The sequence below is a fragment of the Fusicatenibacter faecihominis genome (genome assembly GCF_020686945.1).
Taxonomy (GTDB): domain Bacteria; phylum Bacillota; class Clostridia; order Lachnospirales; family Lachnospiraceae; genus Limivivens; species Limivivens faecihominis.
In genome coordinates this window covers 1-23275 of sequence record NZ_JAJEPR010000030.1, presented here as the reverse complement: position 1 = coordinate 23275, position 23275 = coordinate 1, and the positions used below count along the sequence as shown (strand labels likewise).

Sequence of the window (23275 nt, the reverse complement as noted above, 5' to 3'; positions counted from 1 at the left end):
TGCATCTCACAAGACGATAAAGTCACTTTTAAAACCCATTGTACTGACAATTTAATATTAATTCTCATTGTTCTCCCTGCACATCGCTAAATTATCTTATAAATATGGCATTTTAGGAACACCTGACAGTTCGAGAGTTAATTTTATCTGAAGTTCATATTTATCGTGCTTTTATTGCAAGTAATAATGTTTCTGATAATTTAGCTGTTCTAAAGTGCATTTTTGTCAATTGGTTTAAAATTTTTTCCACACTCTGATAATTCCACGACATTAGGCTATCTACAGTACTAACTATGTTTTTACCACAAAAAACTTTATAGGTCAATCTCCATGTCCATTGATCCATCCCCACTTGCTTTATATCGGTAATATACGTCTCATAGCGCAATCTTCCTTGAGTAGCCACCGATATTCTACTTCCTACTGGCGCAACAAGAAATTTCGGTTCTAAAAGTTCTATCAGGATTGGGACATTTATATTCAAATTTTTATCTAATTTATACAATAATTTTTCTTGTTCATCCCTTTTTAAATGTCCAAGTACTCCCATGCACATTACACCACTTATTTTATCTCGAAATGAATATTTACCTACATCTATCGGCAATAGAGAAATTCTCTCTTTAACTTCATTATGCTCCATTAATCTTGCCATAAACGCTGTTCTCATATAAGCCGATGGTTCTAAAGCAATTATTTCTTTATCACATATCATATTAGCCATCTCTATTGTTGTTTTTCCAGTTCCTGCACCTATATCCAAAATGATTCCATCTAAATCCTTAACCATATCAGCAAATTTGTTTAAAACAATTTTTTTGTTCCCTATCTGTGAAAGAGCTGATAAATCATAAAATTCTACTGTCTCTCCGTATACATTCTCAATTTCATTCAATCCCGTCATTCTCCTTTTTTATTAAATGTCTTTTTTCCAAATCATAAAATATATTTTTTATGTCACCAAAATTGTCATAATCAACGATATTCATATAGCCCACTTTCTGACATATTTCAGACCATAATTTTGATACATATATTTGATATTGTGCCATGGACATTTTTTCTGTTCTATTTTGCTTAAATAAAATCTCTAAAGCTTTCTTTACTGCATCCGGCCATATTTGTTCAAACGTTTCTTTTACTGATGGTAACATTACATTTCCTATAGTAACACCAGAGGGTATATTTACTTCCTCTTCTACATTAATACTTAGTGTTCCATATTCATCTCTTGGCATATGCAAGAAAGGAAGCCATATTACCGGACCATGGGTATTGACCAGACAGAGCCGCCCTGTGGAAAATGTCAATTCTATTCTATGATATAAATGTAATGGATGGTCTATATCGTTACGATCCACATTGGTATTCACTATAAATGTTACCGGAACCATTCCAATTATACCACTAATAACTCTGTTACCCCCTCCTGCCATAGAAGTTGTATAAGATTCTGCTACATTTCCCAATTTCCATGTAGATAAGCCTCCCAACGCACACCCCAATATATCTATTCCATCATATAATACATGTATAGCGCATTCCAAGGATGCATTTATAAGATGAGCATGTTTACTTATTATTTGTGCCGCCTCTAAAAAATCTCGAATTGGCTTGATATACCGATAAAATGGATTCAACATAAAAGCGGCACTTCCGGATTCTCTTATACAATTAACAATTTCTACCTCATGAGCAGGATGTTCTAATAATGTTGGTATCCCTTTTGCAAGTATACTTTTAGCTATATTGGCACCGTTTCCACCTCCAGCCGCATTAGGTACAACTACACATGCTGCATCAACATTTTGATTTATTTCTTTAATATCCGTATACATTGGCACATTTAGATTCTTTGAAAGAAGTCTGGATCTATCGCTTCCTTTTCCCAATATACCCATAAGCTCATATTCTTTACTTTCTGCAATAGCTTTCAAATAAATTTTCCCAAATCCTGTTCCACATACTAAAATCTGTTTTTTCTTCATATCTTTCCCTCTGATTTGAACTTATCTATTTTTTTAAGTTCATCTAACACTTGATATTTTTCAAGATAACTTGCCATTGTATAAATTCCATCCTTCCTAGGCATTTCAAATATTGCATTGGCAGTAATCGCTAATATTTCGCCAGTTAAAACACTCGGATTTTTTCCTTCAAAATAAATGCATCTACTATCATTTCCTTTATTTTGTCTTACCCATATAAAAGCTTTTTGGTTGCTATTTTTCTGTCCCATTAATGCATTTACTAAATCTTTTTTTTGACAATGCGCCTTATTTACTATTGAAAATAAACTTACAGGTGCCGCCGTATATGAATCAATATTAAGCATATATTTCCCTTGTATAATTTCTTGAATTTCTTCTGTAACATATGGCAATATAGATAATTTCGAAATTCTTGTTGGAAGATTCAGCGGACTTCTTTTCTGAGCAGGTAAAATTTTTCCATTTCGCACACATGCCATAGGAATTCCAGCTTTATAACTTTTTATTTCTTCCACATAATCGATTGCGGCAGCTTTTGAAAAATTATAGACACCTCCAATAATCATCTCTATTAAGTCATCATTGAAAGCTTCTTTAAGCACAGAAGACAACATCCATCCTGATAACCCCGGAAATATTCCCGAACCAACTATAGCGGTACCTTTCATGCTAGAATTCCTCATTTTTCTAATTAAATGAATTCCTCCTGGGTCAACATACGGAATATTCTCTGCCATTGCTCCAAGTAACATTTTTTCACTATAGTCTGCGGAAGGTCCGATTGCTCCTATTACCAAATCACTTCCTTTAAAGAATTTTCCAATATTACTTTCCTTATCAATATCAAGTTCAAATAATTGGATGTTGGGAGCCATATACATTCCTGTATCTTTTATTGTTTCTATATTCCGTACACTGACTCTTAATGAATAGCCTAACTTACTTAAAACCTTACACGCTGTCACACCAACAGTACCTGTTCCGCCAAGAATACAGATTGTTCTGCGATTATTTATCATTTTCTAGTTCCCTCATAATAATATCAAAAATGTCATTACTATTAGATTCAAATTCTCTAACGTTACCTAAAACAGCCTTTTCCCAAGATTTAATAGCAACTGAATTTCCGTCAATTATGCTTATATCTCCTAAATATAAATCACTTTCTTTTGCTTTAGATGGATTTATTAAAAAAATGCGGTTAATAATAATGTTTTCCCCCAATAGTTCACTTGCCTTAGTTATGCATAAAGAAGCCATTTCGGAAAAGGCAATAATATATTTCTTTTTAACATTTATGTCTTCATGACATCTTTCAATTATTTCTTGCCCTCCCACTCTCTTACAACTTATGTTTGAAGCGCTCAACTTTTCTATAAGAACATCTCTTATTTCATTTTCGTTATCCCCAAATATATATACAACAGTATATGAATTTCTTGTTTGATTTCCTGCATTACTATGCATTTGATTTTTTGAAGGATTTTTACAATCCGATATATACTGAGCAATCCCCATAATTGTTGGCATCGTCAACGATGCCCGTAATATTTCATCAAATCTCATGCCTTGTGCTTCTTGTATGTCATTAACTATGCGCCCAGAAATCTGAGATAATAACAAAGAATCAAGTCCATTTTCTAATAAATTATCTTCATAATCAATATAATCATTTCCAGAAATAGAGCATACGATTTTTTTGATACTTTTAGCAAGTTCTACATATTCCTTCTTTTGCGAAATTAAAGTTGCTTTTGCATTATGCTTTACCTTGATGTTCTTTTGTATACTCTCTGCCAGTCCTTTTCTGTCTATTTTGCCATTAGTAGAAAGTGGAAACCTCTCTACATTTACAAACTCTGAAGGAATCATTGCTGGTGGCAAAAAAAAGGCTAACTGCTTTCTGTATTCTTCTTTCGTATAGGAAATGCTCGATATTTTATTTTTTATAAAAGCTATCAGCACACCCTTCCCTATACTTTGATTATAAACCACGCAACAATCTTCAATATTTTGCATTCCACGTATTGCATTTTCTATTTCCGCAATTTCTATTCTATGCCCATTGATTTTTACCTGATTATCTAATCTGCCTAAAAATTCAATGTCGCCATTCTCTACATATCTTCCATTATCTCCAGTGAGATAAATCCTGTTCTTTTCTTCTTCCAGATAAACAAATTTTTCTTTTGTTAATGTTGTATCTCCTAAATAGCCTTCTGCCAAAGAATATCCTCCTATGGCAATTTGCCCCGAAACATATTCCGGACAAATTCTCAATTCCTCGTCTACAACTCCCATCCACTGTCCAAGCAAAGCTTTTCCATATAATATAGTAGGCCTTTCTTCTATTTCATCAATTTCATGATATATAGACCAAATCCCACCTTCCGTAGCGCCTCCCAAACTAATCATTTGAGCGTTGGTCATAATCTTTCTTAGTCTTCCTGGCAGACTAGTATTTATCCAATCTCCGGATAACAGTACTAATCTAACTGTCGGATAACTCTCCGATTTAGACGCAAAAGCATCTAACATTTCCGCCTGCGCTGGAACACTATTCCACAAGGTCACTTTGTATTCATTAAGTAATCTGCCCCAATGGGATGCATCTGGTCCTTTTTCTGGATTCGGTAATACTAATGTTCCACCAACTCCCAATACACTAAATATATCAAATACAGAAAGATCAAATGACAGTTCCGCAATACCAAGGATTGTATCCTCTTCCGAGATATTATACATATTTTCAATAGATATAAGAGTATTTTGTGCCGCAGTATGTGACATTACTACACCTTTAGGCTCTCCTGTAGAGCCAGAAGTAAATATTACATATGCAATAGGATTTTGGAATTCTGGATGCTTTTCTAATCGGTATTCCAAATTCTGAAGTATCATATTTACTTTTTTCTCATCCAATTCCACAATAACATTTGCTTTTGATAAAATTTTTTCTTGTCGTGCCAATGGCTGTTTTATATCAATAGGTAAATAAGAAAATCCAGCAATCAAAACACCCATTACTGCTGCAATTTGATTTACAGATTTTTTCATTCTTATCGCAACCAGTCCAGTTCTATTTTCCACAAATTCTTTTCTTAAATAACCTGCTATATATTCTGCTCTTTCCAACAATTCTCCATATGTCACTGTTTCAACAGCATCTATTACGGCAGTTTTATTAGAATTCTTTTTCGCATACTTAACAAATCTCTGTTGAATACGAGATTGATTCGTAATACCTTTATTTCGTTCGCAAATTACTTTTTTCTTACTCGCACTTGGCACTATAATTTCCAATGGATTCTTCCATTCTTCCGAATGTTTTATTCCAAGTATTCTTATTGTTTCAGTAAAAGACTCAAACATCTCCGTTACAATAGATTCTTTTATCGCACCTTTTCTTGTATCCCAGCTTATCATCAGGCCTTTTTCTTGATCTTCTGAATCTATCTCATCGACTATCTGACAATCAATCCATACTTGAGGGGTATGACTAAACCCATATTCAATAGTGCCTACAGTGCCATCAGTCTTCAAAACCCCTGTAAATACGATCGGCATTAATAATTCCTTTTCTTCAGACACTTTACTCAGTTCTCTTAGCACTTCGACACCAGAAAAAGAATTATGCTCTAAATCCTCCATCAATCTTTTTGTAATTTCTTTGACTCTTTCTATAAAACTCATATTTTGAGTTACATTTACTTCTAGCAAGTTCACTGCTGTAAAGTCTCCTACTATGGAATTAGTATTATTTCCGATAGTTGGTCTATTTTGAATTGGTAAATTGAGTGTAAAATGTTTATTCGAACTCCACCTTGAAATAACTTCTGCGTATATACCAATAAGCACCGATGAAACTGTTACTCCGTATTCTCCTGCAATTTCCTTTATACGTTTCCAGTCAGACTGATTAATATGTTTCTGAAATCGATAAAATTCATATGTATTTTCACACTTATCTGCGGCTCGTCCATCTTGTGGAAGAATTGGAGCCTCCGGCAATTTTTTCAGTCTTTCTAACCAATACATTCTATCCTGATGCCATTTTAAACTTCCTTTACGTTGTTGATTGAACATTGCATAATCTGAAAACTTATACCTTATTTTTTCTAATGAAGCTCCTTTCAAAAGTTCTCCCATTTCAGAAATCAGAAGTTGCACACTTGCAAAATCTGAAACAATTAAATCAACAAGTAGATGGAAAAAATTTCCTTCTATACGCTTCGTTATTAGCACTTTAAATAATGGAGGTTCCTCCGTATGAAAAACATATTCACTAAAATCTTCCCTAATCTTAGATAAAGTATCTACTTTTTCCCTCTCTGCCATTTTTTGTAGATTTACTATTTTAATTTCATAATCAATCTCATCTCTCTCTAAAATTTCAAATCCGACCTCTGTTACTTTCGCTCTTAGCATTTCATGCCTATTTACCAATACTTTCCAAGCTCTTGATAGTTCTTCTGCACTGTAGGAACCAAAATCAACCTCAATATATCCTTTACATCCAATTCCACCCCACTTCACAGCTTCTGTTTTTCCAACTAAATAGGCTGCTTGCACATCAGTCAAAGGATATACATTAGTTTCATAATCATTATCCGTAATAAACTCGTCTATCGTTTGTTTTTTCTTCAAAATTTCAATTATTTCTTCTTTATATTTTTTAACTTTCTCTTTAGAATTTTCTGTAAAATTCCCTTTGGAATCTTTATATTTTAATTTTCCATCAACAGTTTCAAAAGTAATGCCTTTTTTTTCAAGCTCTACTAATAATTCTCCTGCTACTTTTTTCGTGTCCTGCATTTTTTAAATTTCCCCCTCTTCTACAAATTCTGCTATATCTGTATTTTTTCTCTTATCAACCAATTTTGTTAGTGCGTTAATTGATGGATTCATAAAGACCTCTTTCATGCGTACCTCTATTCCGCAACGAGCATTAATAGCCGCAACAAATCTAGCCGCAAGCAAGCTGTCTGCACCTATCTTAAAAAGGTTCTCATCCAAATCAGCCACTTTATTTTTCAATAGCTCCTCCCAAATCATCAGTACAATATTTAATACTTTGTCAGACATTATTTCCACACTATCAGTTTTCTGATATTCTGCCAATCTTCTTCTATCAACTTTTCCATTTGCATTAAGAGGAAAATTTTCTAATCTGTTTATAGAATTCGGTATAGAATACTCAGGAAGATGTATCTTAAGATAATCTTCTATTTCACTCTCTGCAATGTACTCTCCCAAGTAAAATGCAACTAATTCTTTATGGTATTTATCCCCCTGAGCAACAACTACGGCTTCTTTTATTCTTGAAATACTTTTTAATACACTTTCAATTTCTCCCAACTCAATTCGATGTCCACGTATCTTTACTTGGGTATCCATTCGCCCTAAAAACTCTATCGTTCCATCTGCCCATCGCCTTCCCCGATCTCCTGTTCTATACCAACGTTCCCCTTTTACATCCGTAATAAACTTTTTCATTGTTAGCTCTTCATCATTAATATAGCCTTTCGCCAGACTTCCACCTCCAATTTGCAATTCACCAGGAATATCAACTCCGCACTCCACAAAATTTTCATCCGTAATCCTATATTTCTGTTTTGGTAATGCTTGCCCATAAGGAATAGAATTCCACAATTTATCTACTTTTGAAACGCAATAATAGTTGGACCAAATTCCGCCTTCTGTCGCTCCGCCCAACGCTACAAATTGCGAGTTTACTGAAGTTACTTTATACCATTTCTCCGGTAAATATAAAGGAATCCAGTCCCCTGACACTAATGCCAACCGCAATTTACCAAAATGATTATTTTCCCCCATTATCAAAAACATGTCCAATAACGCGGGGGCACTATTCCAAATAGTAATTCCATAAATCTCTATCAGATTTTTCCATACTTCTGGATCTCTAAAGTCGTCTTCATCAATTAAAACAATTGTCCCTCCAACAGTTAAAAGACCAAATATGTCAAAAACCGACAAATCAAAATCAAATGCTGATATATTTAATACGGAATCTTCCGCACCAATATTCCACATATGTAAAATTTCTTCTATTGTATTCATTGCAGCCACATGACTCATTTCTACTCCTTTAGGTTCTCCGCTAGAGCCCGATGTATAAATAATATAGGCAGTATCTTTTGAATTATTTTCAATACACCCAGTCCATGGATTCTCTTCTAAAAAGGCTTCATCCTGCAATACAAGAGCCGGCTTGACATTTTCTATGATTTTTTTCCGACGTCCTAACGGCTGCTTCATTGCAATCGGAACATACGCTGCACCTATTGCAAGAATTCCTAACAATGCAGCTACTTGTCCAATACCTCTCGGCAATATAACCACAATCTTATCATTTCTTCTTACTCCTCTTTGCCACATATAGTTTGCTGCACGCAACGCATATAAACGCAACATCTTATAAGAAACTTTCTCATTTTCATAGATAAGCGCAATTCTCTCTGGATATTTCAATGCATTTTCATAAAATTCTCCATGTAATGTTTCCTTTCTATTAGAAAACTCTCGATCGTTCATCATATACATTTCCTTTCCTCAACTATTCCACATTCTTTTTAAGCCATTTTACGACCCTCACAATAACCTCATCTTCTATAGTACCGCCTTCATCCTTTAATGGAGAACTTACCTTAGAAAGTGAATGTCCCAACCCTTTAAACAAAATTATATCTGCATTATTCCTTGCTGCCTTTGCTATTTGCACAGCTTCTACCGGAGAAATCCATCCGTCATTCAAACCATGAAGTACTAAAATAGGTAATTGGATTTTTTTTATGTCATCTAATATTCCTGCCCATGTTTCTCCAGGAGCATTTTCAGCAAATCGAATTAAAGTAGTAGGATCTGCAACTATTTCATCTGCCAATGGTATCCAATTATCTATTATGCTGAATCTTCCTTTCCCTTCTGGATCAAGTTCTTCATTAAATTTCATATTTCCCTCCTTATCCGTACCAAGAATAAGTAAATACAGAGAGAAAGAGATAGATGTGGAGTCCGGTATGCAATTCAAAAAATCCGAAATTTCTAATATGCTATCACTATTGTTATCCAACTCTTTCAACTTTTCTACTGTAAGTTCGCGCAATATATAAGAGAAATAGGAACTCCATCCTTCTGCAATACCCGACTGAAGAATCAAAGCCTGCACATTCGGAAAATCTGAAACTAAAGTTGTACAAACTCGTACTCCTTCACTCCATCCATAAAACAGAATTCCTTCCACTTCAGACAAGCCAGAAACAAATCTCGTTACCTCTCTGGCATCCCGAATAATTATTTCTATATCATAATTTTCTCTTTTATCATAACGAAATACCGCATATCTAGCTTTCACAAACCCTTCGCTCAATAAATCAAAATTACGGGATACTATACCTCCCATGGATTCAACTGTAGCGTGCCGATCAGATGGACCGGAACCATGAAATAAAATAATCGTTTTCCATTGACCTTGCCTTTCTGGCAAATCTAATTCTCCTGAAATTTTCATTCCATTTTCCAAAGTAATTTCCAATTCTTTTACAAACATATTTTTATTCTCCCTAATATTTTTCCATAAATTTCTTTATATTATTTACATAAGCGCCAAAAATATCAGTAATATATTGTTTATCAAAGATGTCAATAATATAATCCCATGAAATCTTCAAATATCCCAAATCATCTCTTACATGGTGATCTAAAACCACCTGCGGTGTTTGGCTTATCGCATATTCTTCTTTGAATGAATATCTTTTTTTTGTTACCTTAGACACATTCCCCTCCAGCATACAAGTAAACACTACTGGCATAATCGCTTTTCCTGCTCTACCTGAAGAAAGCATTTTTAATATATTGCTTCCTTCAAATTTTCTATATTGAACTAACCGCCACATCTGTTCTTGAGTTGCTCGAATAGCATCCAATAAAGAATCCGTTTTTTCTTGGTATGATATTACTGCATTGTTAGTAAATTCACCCAGTATCCCATTCACATCTTCATGCAATAACTGTCTATTAAACAATGTTACATTTATGGAAAGTCCTGGAGTTTCACTATATTGTGCCAGTGTTTTCATAAAAATTGTAGAAATTACTGCAGCAGGAGTAAAATGATAGTTTTTTATTTTCTGATATAATCGTTGTGTTTCTATAAAAGAAAAATCACATTCAATTCTATCAAATCTTACATTCTGCACTTCTGCAAATTTTTTCTGGTAATTCAGTTTGGGAAAGCTCGGCATATTTTTTACTTTTTCTTTCCAGTATTCTTCAGCTTCCAAATCTCCTTTATCTGTTTTTAATCTCATGTAATTCATAAAAGAGATTCGTGGAAATTTAACATCTTTTCCATAGTACAAACTGAAAATCTCGTTCAACAGTAATTTTGCACTCCATGCATCCAAAATAATACAATCAAAATCTACATGTAAAACACTTGTCTTTCCTGATGTTTTCCCAACGCAAAAATGGAACATGGGCCATTTATAATAATTATACCTATGATGACTTCTCTCTAGCCGCTTTTGCTCTCTATCATTCCCATCATATAATGAATAAACTGGCACAGAATAATATGGCACATTATCTAAAAAACTCGCTTTCCCCTCATGTGTTACAATCAACCGTAATGCATCATTTTTAGAAATAACCAGATTTATCATTTGCTCAAGTCGTTCAACATCCAAAGATTCTATTGTATATTCGATGTAATAATGCGCATTTATATTTCCCAACTCACACCCAGCCGTTTGTCCCACAACATAAGCTGTTTGTATTGATGTTAATGGAATCACATTTTTTTCGATCATTCGAAAGAAATCTAAAATTTGACCTTTAGCCATTTTAAGAATCCTTAATGTTTCCGGTGCCAATTGTCTGTTTTTAGATCTGTATCGAATTTTCTCCCCTTCTCCCCAAATTTGAATGCCATTCTCTCTAAGTTGCTCCAAAAACTCCAAAATATCGGTATCATTATTAAATATGTATTTACTCATTACGTTTCCTCTAATATATATCTTTCGATTTTGCTGATAGTCGGATACTCAAATAACTTGCCGATATCCATAAAACACCCTATTTTCTCCGTCATTTGGTTAGTAATTTGTATTGCCTGTATCGAATTTCCACCTATTTCAAAAAAGTTATCATTTATATCAATATTTTCAATTTTTAAAACTTCTCTCCAAATTGCGAGTAATTGCTCCTGAAGTTGAGTAAGCTGTTTACAATTATTATTCTTTTTAAAAATAGGCTTTCTATTTTTTTCTGCAACAATCAAAATTTTATGAATATCCTTTTTCCCATTTGAATTAAGCGGAATAGCATTCGTTTTAATATATTCTGTTGGAATCATATAGATCGGAAGATCTTTTTTTAACATTTCCTTATAAAACTTGTCTATCCGGTCACGATACCTTTTTTCCTCTACTAATACAGCACATATGTCTTCTATCGCATTATCCCTTTTAAAAAAAACAAACGCTTCAGTTATACCTTGAATCCTTCGTAATGCAGCTTCAATTTCGCCCAATTCTACCCGATATCCATTGATTTTTACCTGATTATCCAATCTTCCAAGAAATTCAATATTACCTTCATTCCAATACCGTCCCATATCTCCAGTACAATACAATCGTTCCCCAGTTCTATCTAAAACAACAAACTTTTCTTCTGTTTTTTCATTATCGTTTAAATATCCCTGTGCAACGCCATCTCCGGCAATATAAAGTGTTCCCGGTACCCAGTCAGGGCAATCTTCCATATTCTGATCCAGAACATAATACTTCTGGTTTGCAAGCGGTTTCCCATACGGAATACTCTTCCAATCTTCCGGCACAATCTCTGGGATCTCGAAATGATTGGACCAAATACTGCCTTCCGTCGCTCCTCCAAGTGCAACAATCTCAACATTCTGAAACAGATTACGGATTCTCCCCGGAAGTGAAACCGGAACCCAGTCGCCACTCATCATTACCAACCGCAACGATTGTGAAGTTACCTGCCTTTGATATTCCTCATATTCTGCCAGCATTTCTACAAAAGCTGGCACGCTGTTCCATACGGTAATATTCTCATGATTCAACCAGTGAATCCAATGCGCTGGATCTTTTCCATATTCCGGATCCGGAAGAACCAATTTCCCACCTGCGCCTAAAACGCCAAAAACATCATAAACAGACAGGTCAAAATGAAGATTGGAGATTCCAAACGCCGTATCCTGTTCTGTAATCTGATAGCGTGCATTGATATCCAGTATTGTATTCACTGCATTATGGTGAGTAATCATTACTCCTTTCGGCATCCCGGTTGTTCCCGACGTATAGATTACATACGCAAGGTCTCCCGCCTTATTCTCCTGTGCTTTGTATTCAGAATCGGTTTTTAATCCAGACACAGAAATACAATCCCACTCGTGCAGCCATTCGGTATCCTGATCATACGCCTGATTCTGCACAAGAATGATTCTTGTTCCACTGTCACGGAGAATCTTTTCAACTCGTTCTCTCGGATTATGGATATCTATCGGAAGATATGCGGCTCCGGCAAACAGGATTCCATAAACAGCAACTACCTGCTCCCACCCTTTTTCCATAAATACAGCTACCGTCTCTTCTTTTTTTATTCCCATGCTCTTCAACTGCCCGGAAATGTAAAACGCCTCTTCTTTTATCTCCCGATAAGTCATCCGCCTGCTGCACGTTACCAGCGCCTCCTTATCCGGAAATTTGTCTGCCGCCTCCAAGAATAATCCATCCAACGTTTTCTCTTCAAATTCAGCCGCCGTTTCATTCGCCTGACGCCGTTTTTCTGAAATTTCCGCTGTTACCAGACTTGCCGTTTTTTCCTGCATGATCTCCGGATGAATTGCTAGCGTATGAAGCAGGCCGGTATATGCCCGGAACATCTCATCCAGCATTCCCGGATAAAATAATTCGTCCACGGAATCCCAAAACAGGCATAAACAGCCATCCATTTCAACCACCTGATGATCCAGCCACACCTGCGGCGTCTGTGAAATGTTATAGTTCAGTTTTCCAAGCCACTTTCCTTCATTCCACTGCTCCACGCCAAGGCCACTGGTAAACACTACCGGCATAATAGCGCCCCGCATATTTCCAGTCTTTTTCTTTAATTCGCGCTCCAGTTCAACCGCGCCATAAGCTGTATGCTCCAGATCTTCTGTAAGCTGCTTCTGAATTGCCTTTGTTCTTTCCGCAAAATTATTCCCTGCATTCTTTATCTCCAGCAATGTCAGTGTTGTAAAATCTCCAACCAAATTGTTCACTTCCGGATGCAATTGTTTCCGGTCAAACTGCGTCAGATTAAGTGTAAAATCCTTATTACTGCTCCACAAGCGGAGAGTCTCCGCATAAGCACTCATCAAAAGAACAGAAGGCGTTACCTCCAGTCTTCCCGCCGCGTCTTTTACAGACTGCCATTCTTTCTGTGACAGTTTTGCGCTCCGGCGACAGAAACGCTGCTCTGTAATCTGGCTTTCGTTCTTTGCAAGCGGCAGATCCGGTGCGTCCGCAAAAGTCTCCACCCGGTCTTCCCAATATTTTTTATCTTTCTCATAAGCAGAGGTAGACTTTATCTGCTCCAGTCCCAGCACGTAATCCCGGAAAGACAAAGTAATCGGCATTTCCGCTTTTCCATTTCGATATACTTCTGCCCACTCATTTAAGAGATGGAACATACTCCAGCCATCAAAGATAATATTGTCAAAACTGATATGGATTCTATGCTTCTGGTCCTCTATTTTAGTGATTCGCACATCAAACAGAGGCCATTCATCTGTCTGAATTACCTGATGAGACATCTCTGCCCGTTTTTCATCCAATGCCTTTTCTTTTTCTGTCACTTCCAATTGTCGGATATCCGTCACGTCAATATGATACTGGGGAGTATTCTCCAGTATGCGCTGCATACCATCCGGCTGGATAATAACACGCATCATCCCATGCCTCTGTATCAACAGATTCCATGCCGTCTCTGCGCACTCAGTATCAAGGCCGTCTGCATCCAGTTCAAAATAACAGTGCGTTGCAACATTCCCCAATTCATACAATCCGCTTCTGCCAAGCCAGTAAGCATACTGCACATCGGTTAATGGGAACGGATGATATGCTTCCTCCAGATTCGGTTTGATCTGCAGTGTATCTTCTTCTTTCTGTTCGGACTGTTCAATAGCTTTTGCCAGAGATTTTACGGTCAGATTTTCAAAAATCGTGCTGATCGTTATTTTGCAGCCGAAGGTTTTCTGTACTTCCGAGATCAACCTTGTGGCAATCAGCGAGTCTCCCCCAAGGCTAAAATAATTATCTTCAATTCCGATATTTTCATATCCAAATAATTGTTTCCAGATATCTAAAAGCTTTTCTTCTGTTTCTGTCGTTGCCTTTGAAAATCGGATAACCGCAGTTTCTTCTTTAAAATCTTCCCGCAATTGCTTCCTGTTAATCTTCCCATTGGACAATGTTGGGAGCTGCTCCATGAAATGATAATTCTGTGGAACCATATACTCCGGCAGTTTTTCTGACAGATATTCCCTTAGTGCTCCATTATGATAGGACAGGACAGACGCCTGCTGTCTGCTGCAGCATATACATCTTCCATATCTCTCTGTCACAGCACAGTCTTCGCCCAATCCTGCCTCTGATAAACATTCTCTCCACAGCAGGCAATCCGGGGTAACCAGCCCTGCTTCTTTTCTCTTGTCCCGAATATCCGCAAAACCATTTTCCAAAAAAGCCGCTGTAAGTTCCTGAAGGTATGTCCTTACCACAAGGTCAGTCATCAGCAATATTCCGTTTGGCTTCAGTAATTCCGCTACTTTCTTTACCGCATCCGCAGCATCAATATTTCTATGTAAAGCATTTACCGATATCACAACGTCATAACTATGCAAGGACATCTGCTGTTTATCCATGCCTTCTTCCAGATTCAGCATCTCAAACTCGACTCTCTCATATCCCGCAAGTTCTTTCTCTGCTTCCTGTAGAAAATATTTTGAAGAATCCGCATAAGTATAAGCCACGCTTACATCTTCCAGTGCATTCAAAAACTGTCTTGTAATTGCAGTGTCCCTTGTACCAATTTCTATAATCTGGAGTGGCTCTTTTCTGCGTTCTTCTGCCAGAAGCCTTAATCCCTGCACCAGTCTTTCCACTGTTTCCTCGCAGCCCGGAATCCTCCGAAGCAGCATATTCGGAGCCAAAGCCGGCTCTTTCTGGTAAAATACGTCCAGCGGAACTTCATTCCCAGTAACCATATGCTTCAGATACGGCTTCAGTTTATTAAAATACGTTTCCGTATCTCCAGCTTTTTCCGGTACAGCCACTTCCTTCCCGGTACGCGATAGTCTGCCGTCCTCTTCTCTCAGGATTCCTTCCTTCTTTAAAATTTCCAACCATCTTGCCACAGTATTCTTCTGTGTTTCCGTAATGCTCCCTTTTTCAAAAATTTCCTTCTGCGAAAGAACTTCCTTCTCTGATACAAAAATGCCTAACTCTATGAGTGTCTCCAGCATAAGCTGTACACATCTCTGGTCTGCATAGGCAAGGAAATTTTTGTATGCTGTCTTCCGTTCCTGCTGCATCTGCCAATTGCTGACATCATCCTTCAGTTCTTTCCAGCCCCCGCCAAAGATATCTGTGCCGTACAAATACGTTGTAACTTTAGAATCTTCCTGTATCGGCGCTCCGATATAAGCAGCCAGCGTTTTATTGCCATGACCATCACTAACTGTATCAACAACTGCATGAGCCACACCCGGAAACTCCTGAATCACATGTTCAATTTCTCCCAATTCAATCCTGTGTCCGCGAATCTTTACCTGATGGTCTTTTCTTCCCAAAAATTCAATTGTCTCATCATCCCAGATTCTTCCGAGATCGCCGGTCCGATACCATCTTCCATACTGATCTGTGATAAATTTCTGCCCCGTAAGCGCAGAATCTCCCCTATATCCTTTTGCTACACCAAAACCGCCAATCCAGAGTTCGCCTTCTGCCCAGTAAGGGCAATCCCTTCCATACTCATCCACAACACGATATGCCTGATATCTGAGTGGCTTTCCATAAGGAATAGATTTCCAGTTTTTCGGCATCGGCAGGGTAACATTCTGATAATTGGACCAGATACTTGCCTCTGTAGCTCCTCCCATAGCGACAAACTGGCAATCCTCTGTCCATGCCGCAACCCTCTGCGGGAGATCCATCCCAATCCAATCTCCAGAAAGCATAACCGCCCTGATCGGCAGTTTCTGTTTCATGGATTCCGCCCGTATCAAAAGCATATCCAGAAGCACCGGCACTGAATTCCAAACGGTAATCTGATATTTCAACACTTGTTCCAGCCAGTAATCCGCATTCCTTCTCTCCTGCTCTGGAAGCAATACCAATGTTCCTCCTGCGCCTAAAATTCCAAAAACATCATATACCGACAGGTCAAAATCCATAGCTGATACAGCCAGCGCCCGATCTGCACTTGTCACATGGTACTTTTCATTAATATCCTGAACCGTATTCCATGCGCTTTCATGCGCAATCTCTACACCCTTCGGAACACCTGTAGAGCCTGACGTCATGATGATATAGGCGCTGTCCTTCGGCGACACCTCTGGCAGTCTCACATTTTCCTGTCCCTCTTCCATACCTTCCATCACAAGGATTTCCGTACCTTCCGGCCAGTCCAGTTTTTCGGATAATTCCCGATTCGTGACCACATAGCGGACTCCCGTCTTCTCATGGATTAACGCTCTCCGATCTTTAGGCTGGCTTAAGCTGACCGGAAGGTATGAATTTCCGGAAAGCAAAATTCCTAGTGCCGCCTCGATCTGTTCTATCCCGCGCGGCAGGGTAAGTGCAACCGGGACTCCCTTAATATCCTTTTCTGAAATCCCTGCCGCCACTGCTGTCGCCCGTGCTTTTAATTCCCCATAGGAAACCGATCTTCCGCTTCCCGCATCAATAAGCGCAATATCTTCCGGGCAAACTTCCGCATGGTTCATAACAGCCCAATGCAGGCATTCCACACGCTCCGGCACTCCTGTACGCGCTGTATCTTCAATTTCTCTTTTTCTTTTTTCAGGAAGCACATCAAATCGCTGATTCCAGTCCTTCTTTCCCAATTCATGCAGAAGATTCTCAAAACACTCCAGCATATCCGGGATCATATTCTCCGGGAATAACTTATCCACGCTGTCCCATGTAAGCTGTACGCCATTTTCATCTTCATAACTCTGGAAGTCATTCCACACCTGCGGCGTTTGGGAAATCATATAGGAAAACTGCCCCAGTTCTTTCCGGAACGTATCATTTACCAACGGCGTTCCCAGATTGCAGGCAAAAACAACCGGCGCCACTGCCGATGCGTCTCCATACATCTGTGCAAGATCTCTCTGGACTTGCACGCCGGAATATGCCGTATACTTCATATCCTCATGGAGTTGCTTCTGGATCCTGTCTAGCAATTCTGCAAACGTCGGATTCCCTTCGCAGTCAATCTCCAGCAATAACAGTGTAGTGAAATCTGCTATCACGTCTTCCAATCCCTGCTGCTCTGTTTTCCGGTTAAAAAATGGAATATTAATAAGGAAACGATGATTCCTGCTCCACCGTTCCAAAACCGTCGCATATGCAGTAAGAAGAACCATTGCCGGAGTTGTCTGGTATTCCTTTGCCCGTACTTGCAGATGAGCCCACTCTTCCTTGCCAATCCTTACAATCCTGCGGTTGAATACAGTCTTTGTCACTTCCTGCGGCCGTTTTGCCAGTGGCAGGCCTGGCCCTTTCGGCAAATGCTCCAAGCGTTTTTTCCAGTATCCTTCTGCATTGTTTCTCTCTTCCTTATCTTCCTCTTTCTGCCGTTCCAGATAAGAAGCAAAATTCCACCCTTTTGATTCTGCCGGAAGGCTTTCTCCGCGATAGGCAGCCGCCAAATCCCTCAATAAGATCTGCAAACTCTGTACATCGGCAACCAAAAGTGCCATATCCACGTGCATGCGTGCCCTATTTTCAGGAAAAAGCGTAAGCTCTATTCCTGCCACTTCGCCTTCCTCGATCTTTAGCTTCCGATGGGATAAACGTTCTCTGACAGATACTGCCATTGCCTCTGCTTCCTCAGATGACATCCGTGAAAAATCATGAACCTTTATTTTTTCGCAATACGGCTTATCCAGGATTTTCTGTGTCCCGTCTTCCAGAAAGCAGGCACGCAGCATGGGATGATGATACTGCAGCACATTCCATGCTTTTTCCAGACGCTCCGGATCTATATTTCCCCCATCAAACTCTAAATACGCATGACAGTCTATTCCTCCAAGAGCCTGTTCTTCATCCCTGCCAACCCAATATGCATACTGTACGTCTGTTAAAGGAAACGGCTGTTTCATATCCTTTTCCGGCGTTATCTTAGATTCTTGCGCCCGTTTTTTGCCCGCTTTTTTCTTCATGCTGCGCTGGATCAGCGCCCACCAGCCTTCAAGGGTAGGATTTTCCATCAATGAACCGAATGAAACCTTAACCCCCTGTTTTCTCCACTGGTTTACCAGACGCATGATCGTCAGGGACGAAAGCCCAAGCTCCAGCAGATTTTCGGAATCCCCCAAATCTCTGGCTACCGGCAGCTTTTGTTTGATCTGTTCCTTTATCTCTATATATTCCATGATTCTGTCTCCTTCTATTTTTCCTGTGCCATCCGTTCTAATGCTTTCTTATCTATTTTTCCTACGCTGGTCAGTGGCCATGTCTCTACCCGTTCTATCTGATCCGGCATTTTATACGCCGCAACGCCTATTTCCCGCAGGAACCTGTGGATTTCCTGTAAATCGATCCCGGCTTCATCATCGGTCACAAGGAATGCAGATATCCGGTTTCCAAGGGTTTCATCCGGAACGCCGACAACGGCTGCCTCTTTGATTTTCGAATGCCTGCAAAGGTAAGCTTCAATCTCTGAAGGCATGATCTTTTCTCCGGCGCGGTTAATCTGCTCTTTGATCCTCCCGCCCAAACGTAACCTTCCGTCTTTCGTCCACATAGCTTTATCGCCCGTCCGGTAAAATCCGTCCGGCGTAAAGCTCTTTTTATTCGCTTCCTCCGCCATATAATAACCATCAATCGTATACGGGCCTCTGGATAATAATTCCCCAAAAACTCCTTCCGGTACGGCCTTATCTTCTTCATCCACAATCTTCACTTCATCCGCAGGAGACACCGGAGTTCCCTGGCATCTTGCAATCAGGGAACCTTCATCCTCCGGGCTAGTAAAGGACAGTAGCCCCTCCGCCGTACCAAATACCTGCATCAGTTTACACGGCCATTCTTCAATGATCTTATCTGCAAGGGAATCTTCCAGCATTGCGCCGCCCACCTGCAAAATTCGCAGGCTGGATATGTCATAATCTTCATCCCATTCCAACATTTCCATGCACACAGTAACCATAGCAGGAACCAATGCGGTAATCGTAACGCCTTCCTCTGTAATTGCGTCAAGAATATCGTCCGGGCTGGTCGCAGACGCAAGCACAACTTTTCCTCCCACATCCAGCGTACCTAAAAGCCCCGGGCAGCATAACGGAAAATTATGGGCTACCGGAAGAGACGTCAGATAAACGTCGCTGCTATCCAGGCGGCATCTTTTCGCGGACATACGGGCATTATACATATAATCCGTATGGGTGCGCGGAATCAGTTTCGGAACCCCTGTCGTCCCGCCGGACAGCAAAAGAACCGCCGTTTCATACCCATCCACAGCCGGAAATGCTCTATTTTCTCCACACGTTTCCGCAATCATTCCACTGATATCCCCGGATTCGCTATCTACAAATATATGCCGGATATATGAATATTTCTTTTTCATCGCATTTGCCATCGGCACATATGAAAATCCCAGATATTTCTCCGCCACAATATAAGCGGCCGGCTTTGCCAGTTCAATAATTCCTTCCAGTTCCGCCTCCCTGTGGGCCGGCAGCATCATGATCGGCACCGCCCCGATCTTGGAAAGCGCAAAAAACACGACCACAAAAGAAATCCTGTTCGGAAGCTGTACAAGCACTTTGTCTCCCTTTAAAATCCCTTTACGCAGAAAAGCTGCCGCAAGACAATCTGCTTTTTGCTTTAATTCCATATAACTGATCTCGTCTTCGCTGTCCGTGACCGCAGTTCTTTCTCCATATTTTTCCGCCCACTTATCAAGCTGTTCTCCAAAACTACATCTCTCCCAACCTTCCAGATACTCATATTTGCTCATATCTTTCTTATAACCCATTTGATTTATCTCCTTTCTTATGCACCGCCACATACGCAGCATATCCTTTGATCCTGACCGGATACAGGAACCAGCCCTGATCATTCCTGCCTTTTTCTATAATTTCCCCGTTTCTGACAGAGAAGAAATCCATTCCTCTTCCTAATCCAATACCGAGCGCTTTTACATACGCTTCTTTGGCCGCCCAGTACTGGAAAAACAAAGCCGATCCTTCCTTTATTACATCTTCCGCTTCTTCTTCCGTATAAAAATTCCCGGCTATCTCCCAGTAATCCGGACATCCCGCCATTTCCTGCACATCCACTCCGATGTCCATTCCAACAGCGAATCCCGCCAATATGAATTCTCCCGAATGCGAAATATTAAAATCTACGGTCTGCTTTCCTGCAATCTTTTTATGATAAGGCTTGCCCCGTTCACTGACAGAAAAATCAATCGTTTCCACATCTAAATATCTTTTCAAGAGAAGCCGCACGACAACCTTCCCGGCTATATAACGCATCCTGTCTTCCGAAAAGCGGAATCTTCCGACCTGCTCCGATTCCTGCCCACTCAGGATATATTCATGGTTCACCCAGAAATCTGTCATTTCCGGCCAGCAGATGCACCATATATGTATCTCATTTTCACGGATACAAAGTTTGCCTGCCGCCAGAAATTCCTTCGCTCCATACCGTTTAATCTCCATCTTTTATTCCCGGCAGGCGCCTTATAACTTCACTTATTACTTCGTCTTCGTAATCCCGTAAATAAAAATGTCCTCCCGGAAATATCCGGTAGCTAAAATCATTATCCGTATACTTTCCCCATTCGCAGATTGCGCTCTCATCCGCTTCGCCATCCTTTTCTCCGCCAAATGCAGCGATAGGCGCATGCAGTACTATTCCCGTCTTGTCATAATATGTTTCATCCATGGTAAAATCTGCCCGTAGCATAGGCAGAAAGAAATCCAATAATTCCTGATTCTCCAGTATCTCTTTTGGCGTCCCCTCAAATCTTCCCAGTTCCCTCTTAAACTCTTCATCCGGAAGATGATAGATCGGCTTCGGCTCCGGAATACTGGGAATCCGGCTACCGGAAATAAACAGACAGCTCGCTGTATATCCGACCGCTTCCAATCTCTTTTCCAGCTCATAGGCAATCTTACCGCCCATACTGTGCCCCCATAAGGCATACGGTCCATCCACAACCTCTCTTACTGCCTCTTCCAGATCATCTAACATAACCGGCATATCTATATACGGCTTCTCCATGATCCGTTCTTCCCTTCCCGGAAGCTGAACCAGACATACCGTTACTTTTCCCTGCATCTTTTTCGCCCACTGGTTATAAGCAGAAGCGCCGCCCCCCGCAAACGGCAGACAAAACAAAGTTATTTTCTCTTTGTTAATATTTTCTGTATTTTTTATCAACTTCAAATTCACTTTTATGTTCCTCTTGCATCATGTTCTTTTTTATTCTGTTTATTATCATTTTGTGATATGCTTTTCCCAAGCATTTCTTATTCCTATCCAGGATTAGTTAACTCTAACTCTTTGTCAAAAAAAATTATTGATCCATCCCAATATTAAACCGGACGCCAAAACAATATGCGCTACCATAATCCCGTTTACGACCAGGAAATATCCGGTTACAGAAAAAACACCTGCTATCGCGCATTCAATAATTAAAATTGCCCTCGCGCGCATACCATAAACTTTCTTTTCTTTCTCATCCAGTTTCTTACTGCTGGCATCCACCGGTGCCATAACAAATATGACTCCAACTGCAGCAAGCCATATGATCCGTATTTGCCACATCACAGCCGAACCAGACGCCAGATACTGACCGCACAGAAGGACAAGGATACTGGAAACAACCATGCAGCTCCCTGCTTTTTCTAAATGAATCCCTCCGGCATACTGCCTTAGAACAGTAAAGGGCAATAAAAAGACTAGCATCTCCAGCCAATTCCCCGTTACAATGCCAAGTATGACAATGATAAGGTATATTGCCACCCTGCCCAGCAGTACGCCGTAAGCATATTCATACAGCCTGCGGTCTTTCTCTTCAAGAATCCCGTTCCTGTTTTGCACTTCAAAAAGCCAGCCGGTAGTTTTTTTCCACACTAGAATTTCCTCATTTTCTTAACTTCTTCCGGCTCTTCTTCCTGATAGTACAGCCAGTTGCACGCCAGATTTGCCGTATATGCCGTCAGGCAGAGTGCAAGACAGTTTACAACTCCAAGTACTTTGATACCCAAGCTTTTTCTGATTGTTTTTTTCATAGTTACATGCCTCCATTTTTTTCCGATAGTTTACACAAAAATCGCCCTTTTTTCAATTACCGTGGCAAAAACGGTAACTTTTTGGGCGATTTTTGCACATCTTTATTTTATTGTAAAGATCAGCTTAACAGAGAACTCCTGTTCTCCGACCTCCACTCTCATAATTCCAGCATACTTTTTAACCAGTTTTCCAACCGTATGCAGTCCGATCCCGTGACTGTCTGCATCTCTTTTGGTGCTTATGTACCGGTCCTTGTCCTTTAACAGTGGAACAACATACCCGTTGCAAAATTCCATAACAAGGAAATGTTCCTCATTTCCCATATACATCCTGCATTCCACATATCGGCCATCTTTTGTCTTTTCTGCCGCTTCCAGTGCGTTATCCAAAAGATTACCTACGATTGAGATCATATCCAGTTCTTCCAGAAAGTCCAGCCTGAGATCATTACCCAGGGTAATCTTATAGGAAATATTCTTAGATTCCGCAAGGAATTTCCTTTCGCACAGGATGCTGTTCAAGATCGGGTGTTCGCAATACACACCTTTTTGAAGGCTCTGAATCCGGACACCTAAATGTTCCATAATCTCCTTAACCTCTTGATTTTCTCCTTCTTCCATCAAACCGGCTACTGTACAAATAAATTTACTAAGACTTCCCATACCTAAAATGGGATTCGTACCTTAAAAATTCAATATTTCAGCTAACAAAATAGTGATTTAT

14 protein-coding genes are annotated in these 23275 nt (G+C 39.6%); all 14 read right to left on the bottom strand.

Going from position 1 to position 23275, the window contains the following annotated elements; translation table 11 throughout:
• Nucleotides 1-160: 160 nt before the first annotated feature.
• Entirely contained in the window at nucleotides 161-895 is a 735-nt protein-coding gene (locus tag LKD71_RS13775; RefSeq protein ID WP_055222064.1) for a class I SAM-dependent methyltransferase, read from the bottom strand.
• Entirely contained in the window at nucleotides 888-1988 is a 1101-nt protein-coding gene (locus LKD71_RS13770) for a Gfo/Idh/MocA family oxidoreductase (protein ID WP_055222066.1), read from the bottom strand. The genes LKD71_RS13775 and LKD71_RS13770 overlap by 8 nt, the downstream gene beginning before the upstream one ends.
• Nucleotides 1985-3010: an NmrA family NAD(P)-binding protein gene (locus tag LKD71_RS13765; protein WP_118721479.1), complete on the bottom strand. Its 1026-nt coding sequence runs from the start codon at nucleotides 3008-3010 to the stop codon at nucleotides 1985-1987. Before LKD71_RS13765 ends, LKD71_RS13770 begins: the two co-directional genes overlap by 4 nt.
• Complete coding sequence (locus LKD71_RS13760; RefSeq protein ID WP_227615900.1) at nucleotides 3000-6806, bottom strand: amino acid adenylation domain-containing protein; 3807 nt, start codon at nucleotides 6804-6806, stop codon at nucleotides 3000-3002. Before LKD71_RS13760 ends, LKD71_RS13765 begins: the two co-directional genes overlap by 11 nt.
• 3 nt (nucleotides 6807-6809) lie before the next feature.
• Nucleotides 6810-8555 carry a non-ribosomal peptide synthetase gene (locus LKD71_RS13755; protein WP_081034871.1) on the bottom strand — a complete coding sequence of 582 codons (1746 nt, stop codon included), beginning with the start codon at nucleotides 8553-8555 and terminating at the stop codon, nucleotides 6810-6812.
• 13 nt (nucleotides 8556-8568) lie between these two features.
• The gene (locus LKD71_RS13750; RefSeq protein ID WP_055650119.1) at nucleotides 8569-9561 is read right to left on the bottom strand and encodes an alpha/beta hydrolase family protein; all 993 of its coding nucleotides are present in this window, start codon (nucleotides 9559-9561) and stop codon (nucleotides 8569-8571) included.
• Nucleotides 9562-9574: 13 nt separating this feature from the next.
• The gene (locus tag LKD71_RS13745) at nucleotides 9575-11008 is read right to left on the bottom strand and encodes a condensation domain-containing protein (RefSeq protein ID WP_015528437.1); all 1434 of its coding nucleotides are present in this window, start codon (nucleotides 11006-11008) and stop codon (nucleotides 9575-9577) included.
• Entirely contained in the window at nucleotides 11008-18681 is a 7674-nt protein-coding gene (locus tag LKD71_RS13740) for a non-ribosomal peptide synthetase (RefSeq protein ID WP_227615899.1), read from the bottom strand. Before LKD71_RS13740 ends, LKD71_RS13745 begins: the two co-directional genes overlap by 1 nt.
• A gap of 14 nt (nucleotides 18682-18695) precedes the next feature.
• Complete coding sequence (locus LKD71_RS13735) at nucleotides 18696-20285, bottom strand: (2,3-dihydroxybenzoyl)adenylate synthase (protein WP_227615898.1); 1590 nt, start codon at nucleotides 20283-20285, stop codon at nucleotides 18696-18698.
• The gene (locus LKD71_RS13730; RefSeq protein ID WP_227615897.1) at nucleotides 20275-20874 is read right to left on the bottom strand and encodes a 4'-phosphopantetheinyl transferase family protein; all 600 of its coding nucleotides are present in this window, start codon (nucleotides 20872-20874) and stop codon (nucleotides 20275-20277) included. The genes LKD71_RS13735 and LKD71_RS13730 overlap by 11 nt, the downstream gene beginning before the upstream one ends.
• An 88-nt stretch (nucleotides 20875-20962) precedes the next feature.
• The gene (locus LKD71_RS13725; RefSeq protein ID WP_255633061.1) at nucleotides 20963-21655 is read right to left on the bottom strand and encodes a thioesterase II family protein; all 693 of its coding nucleotides are present in this window, start codon (nucleotides 21653-21655) and stop codon (nucleotides 20963-20965) included.
• Nucleotides 21656-21823: 168 nt separating this feature from the next.
• A complete protein-coding gene (locus tag LKD71_RS13720) occupies nucleotides 21824-22393 on the bottom strand; it encodes an accessory gene regulator B family protein (protein ID WP_227615896.1) in 570 nt (189 codons plus the stop codon).
• Nucleotides 22393-22551, bottom strand: coding sequence for a cyclic lactone autoinducer peptide (locus LKD71_RS13715; RefSeq protein WP_015528432.1), 159 nt, complete (start codon nucleotides 22549-22551; stop codon nucleotides 22393-22395). The genes LKD71_RS13720 and LKD71_RS13715 overlap by 1 nt, the downstream gene beginning before the upstream one ends.
• Nucleotides 22552-22653: 102 nt before the next feature.
• Complete coding sequence (locus LKD71_RS13710) at nucleotides 22654-23172, bottom strand: ATP-binding protein (RefSeq protein ID WP_227615895.1); 519 nt, start codon at nucleotides 23170-23172, stop codon at nucleotides 22654-22656.
• Nucleotides 23173-23275: the final 103 nt, after the last annotated feature.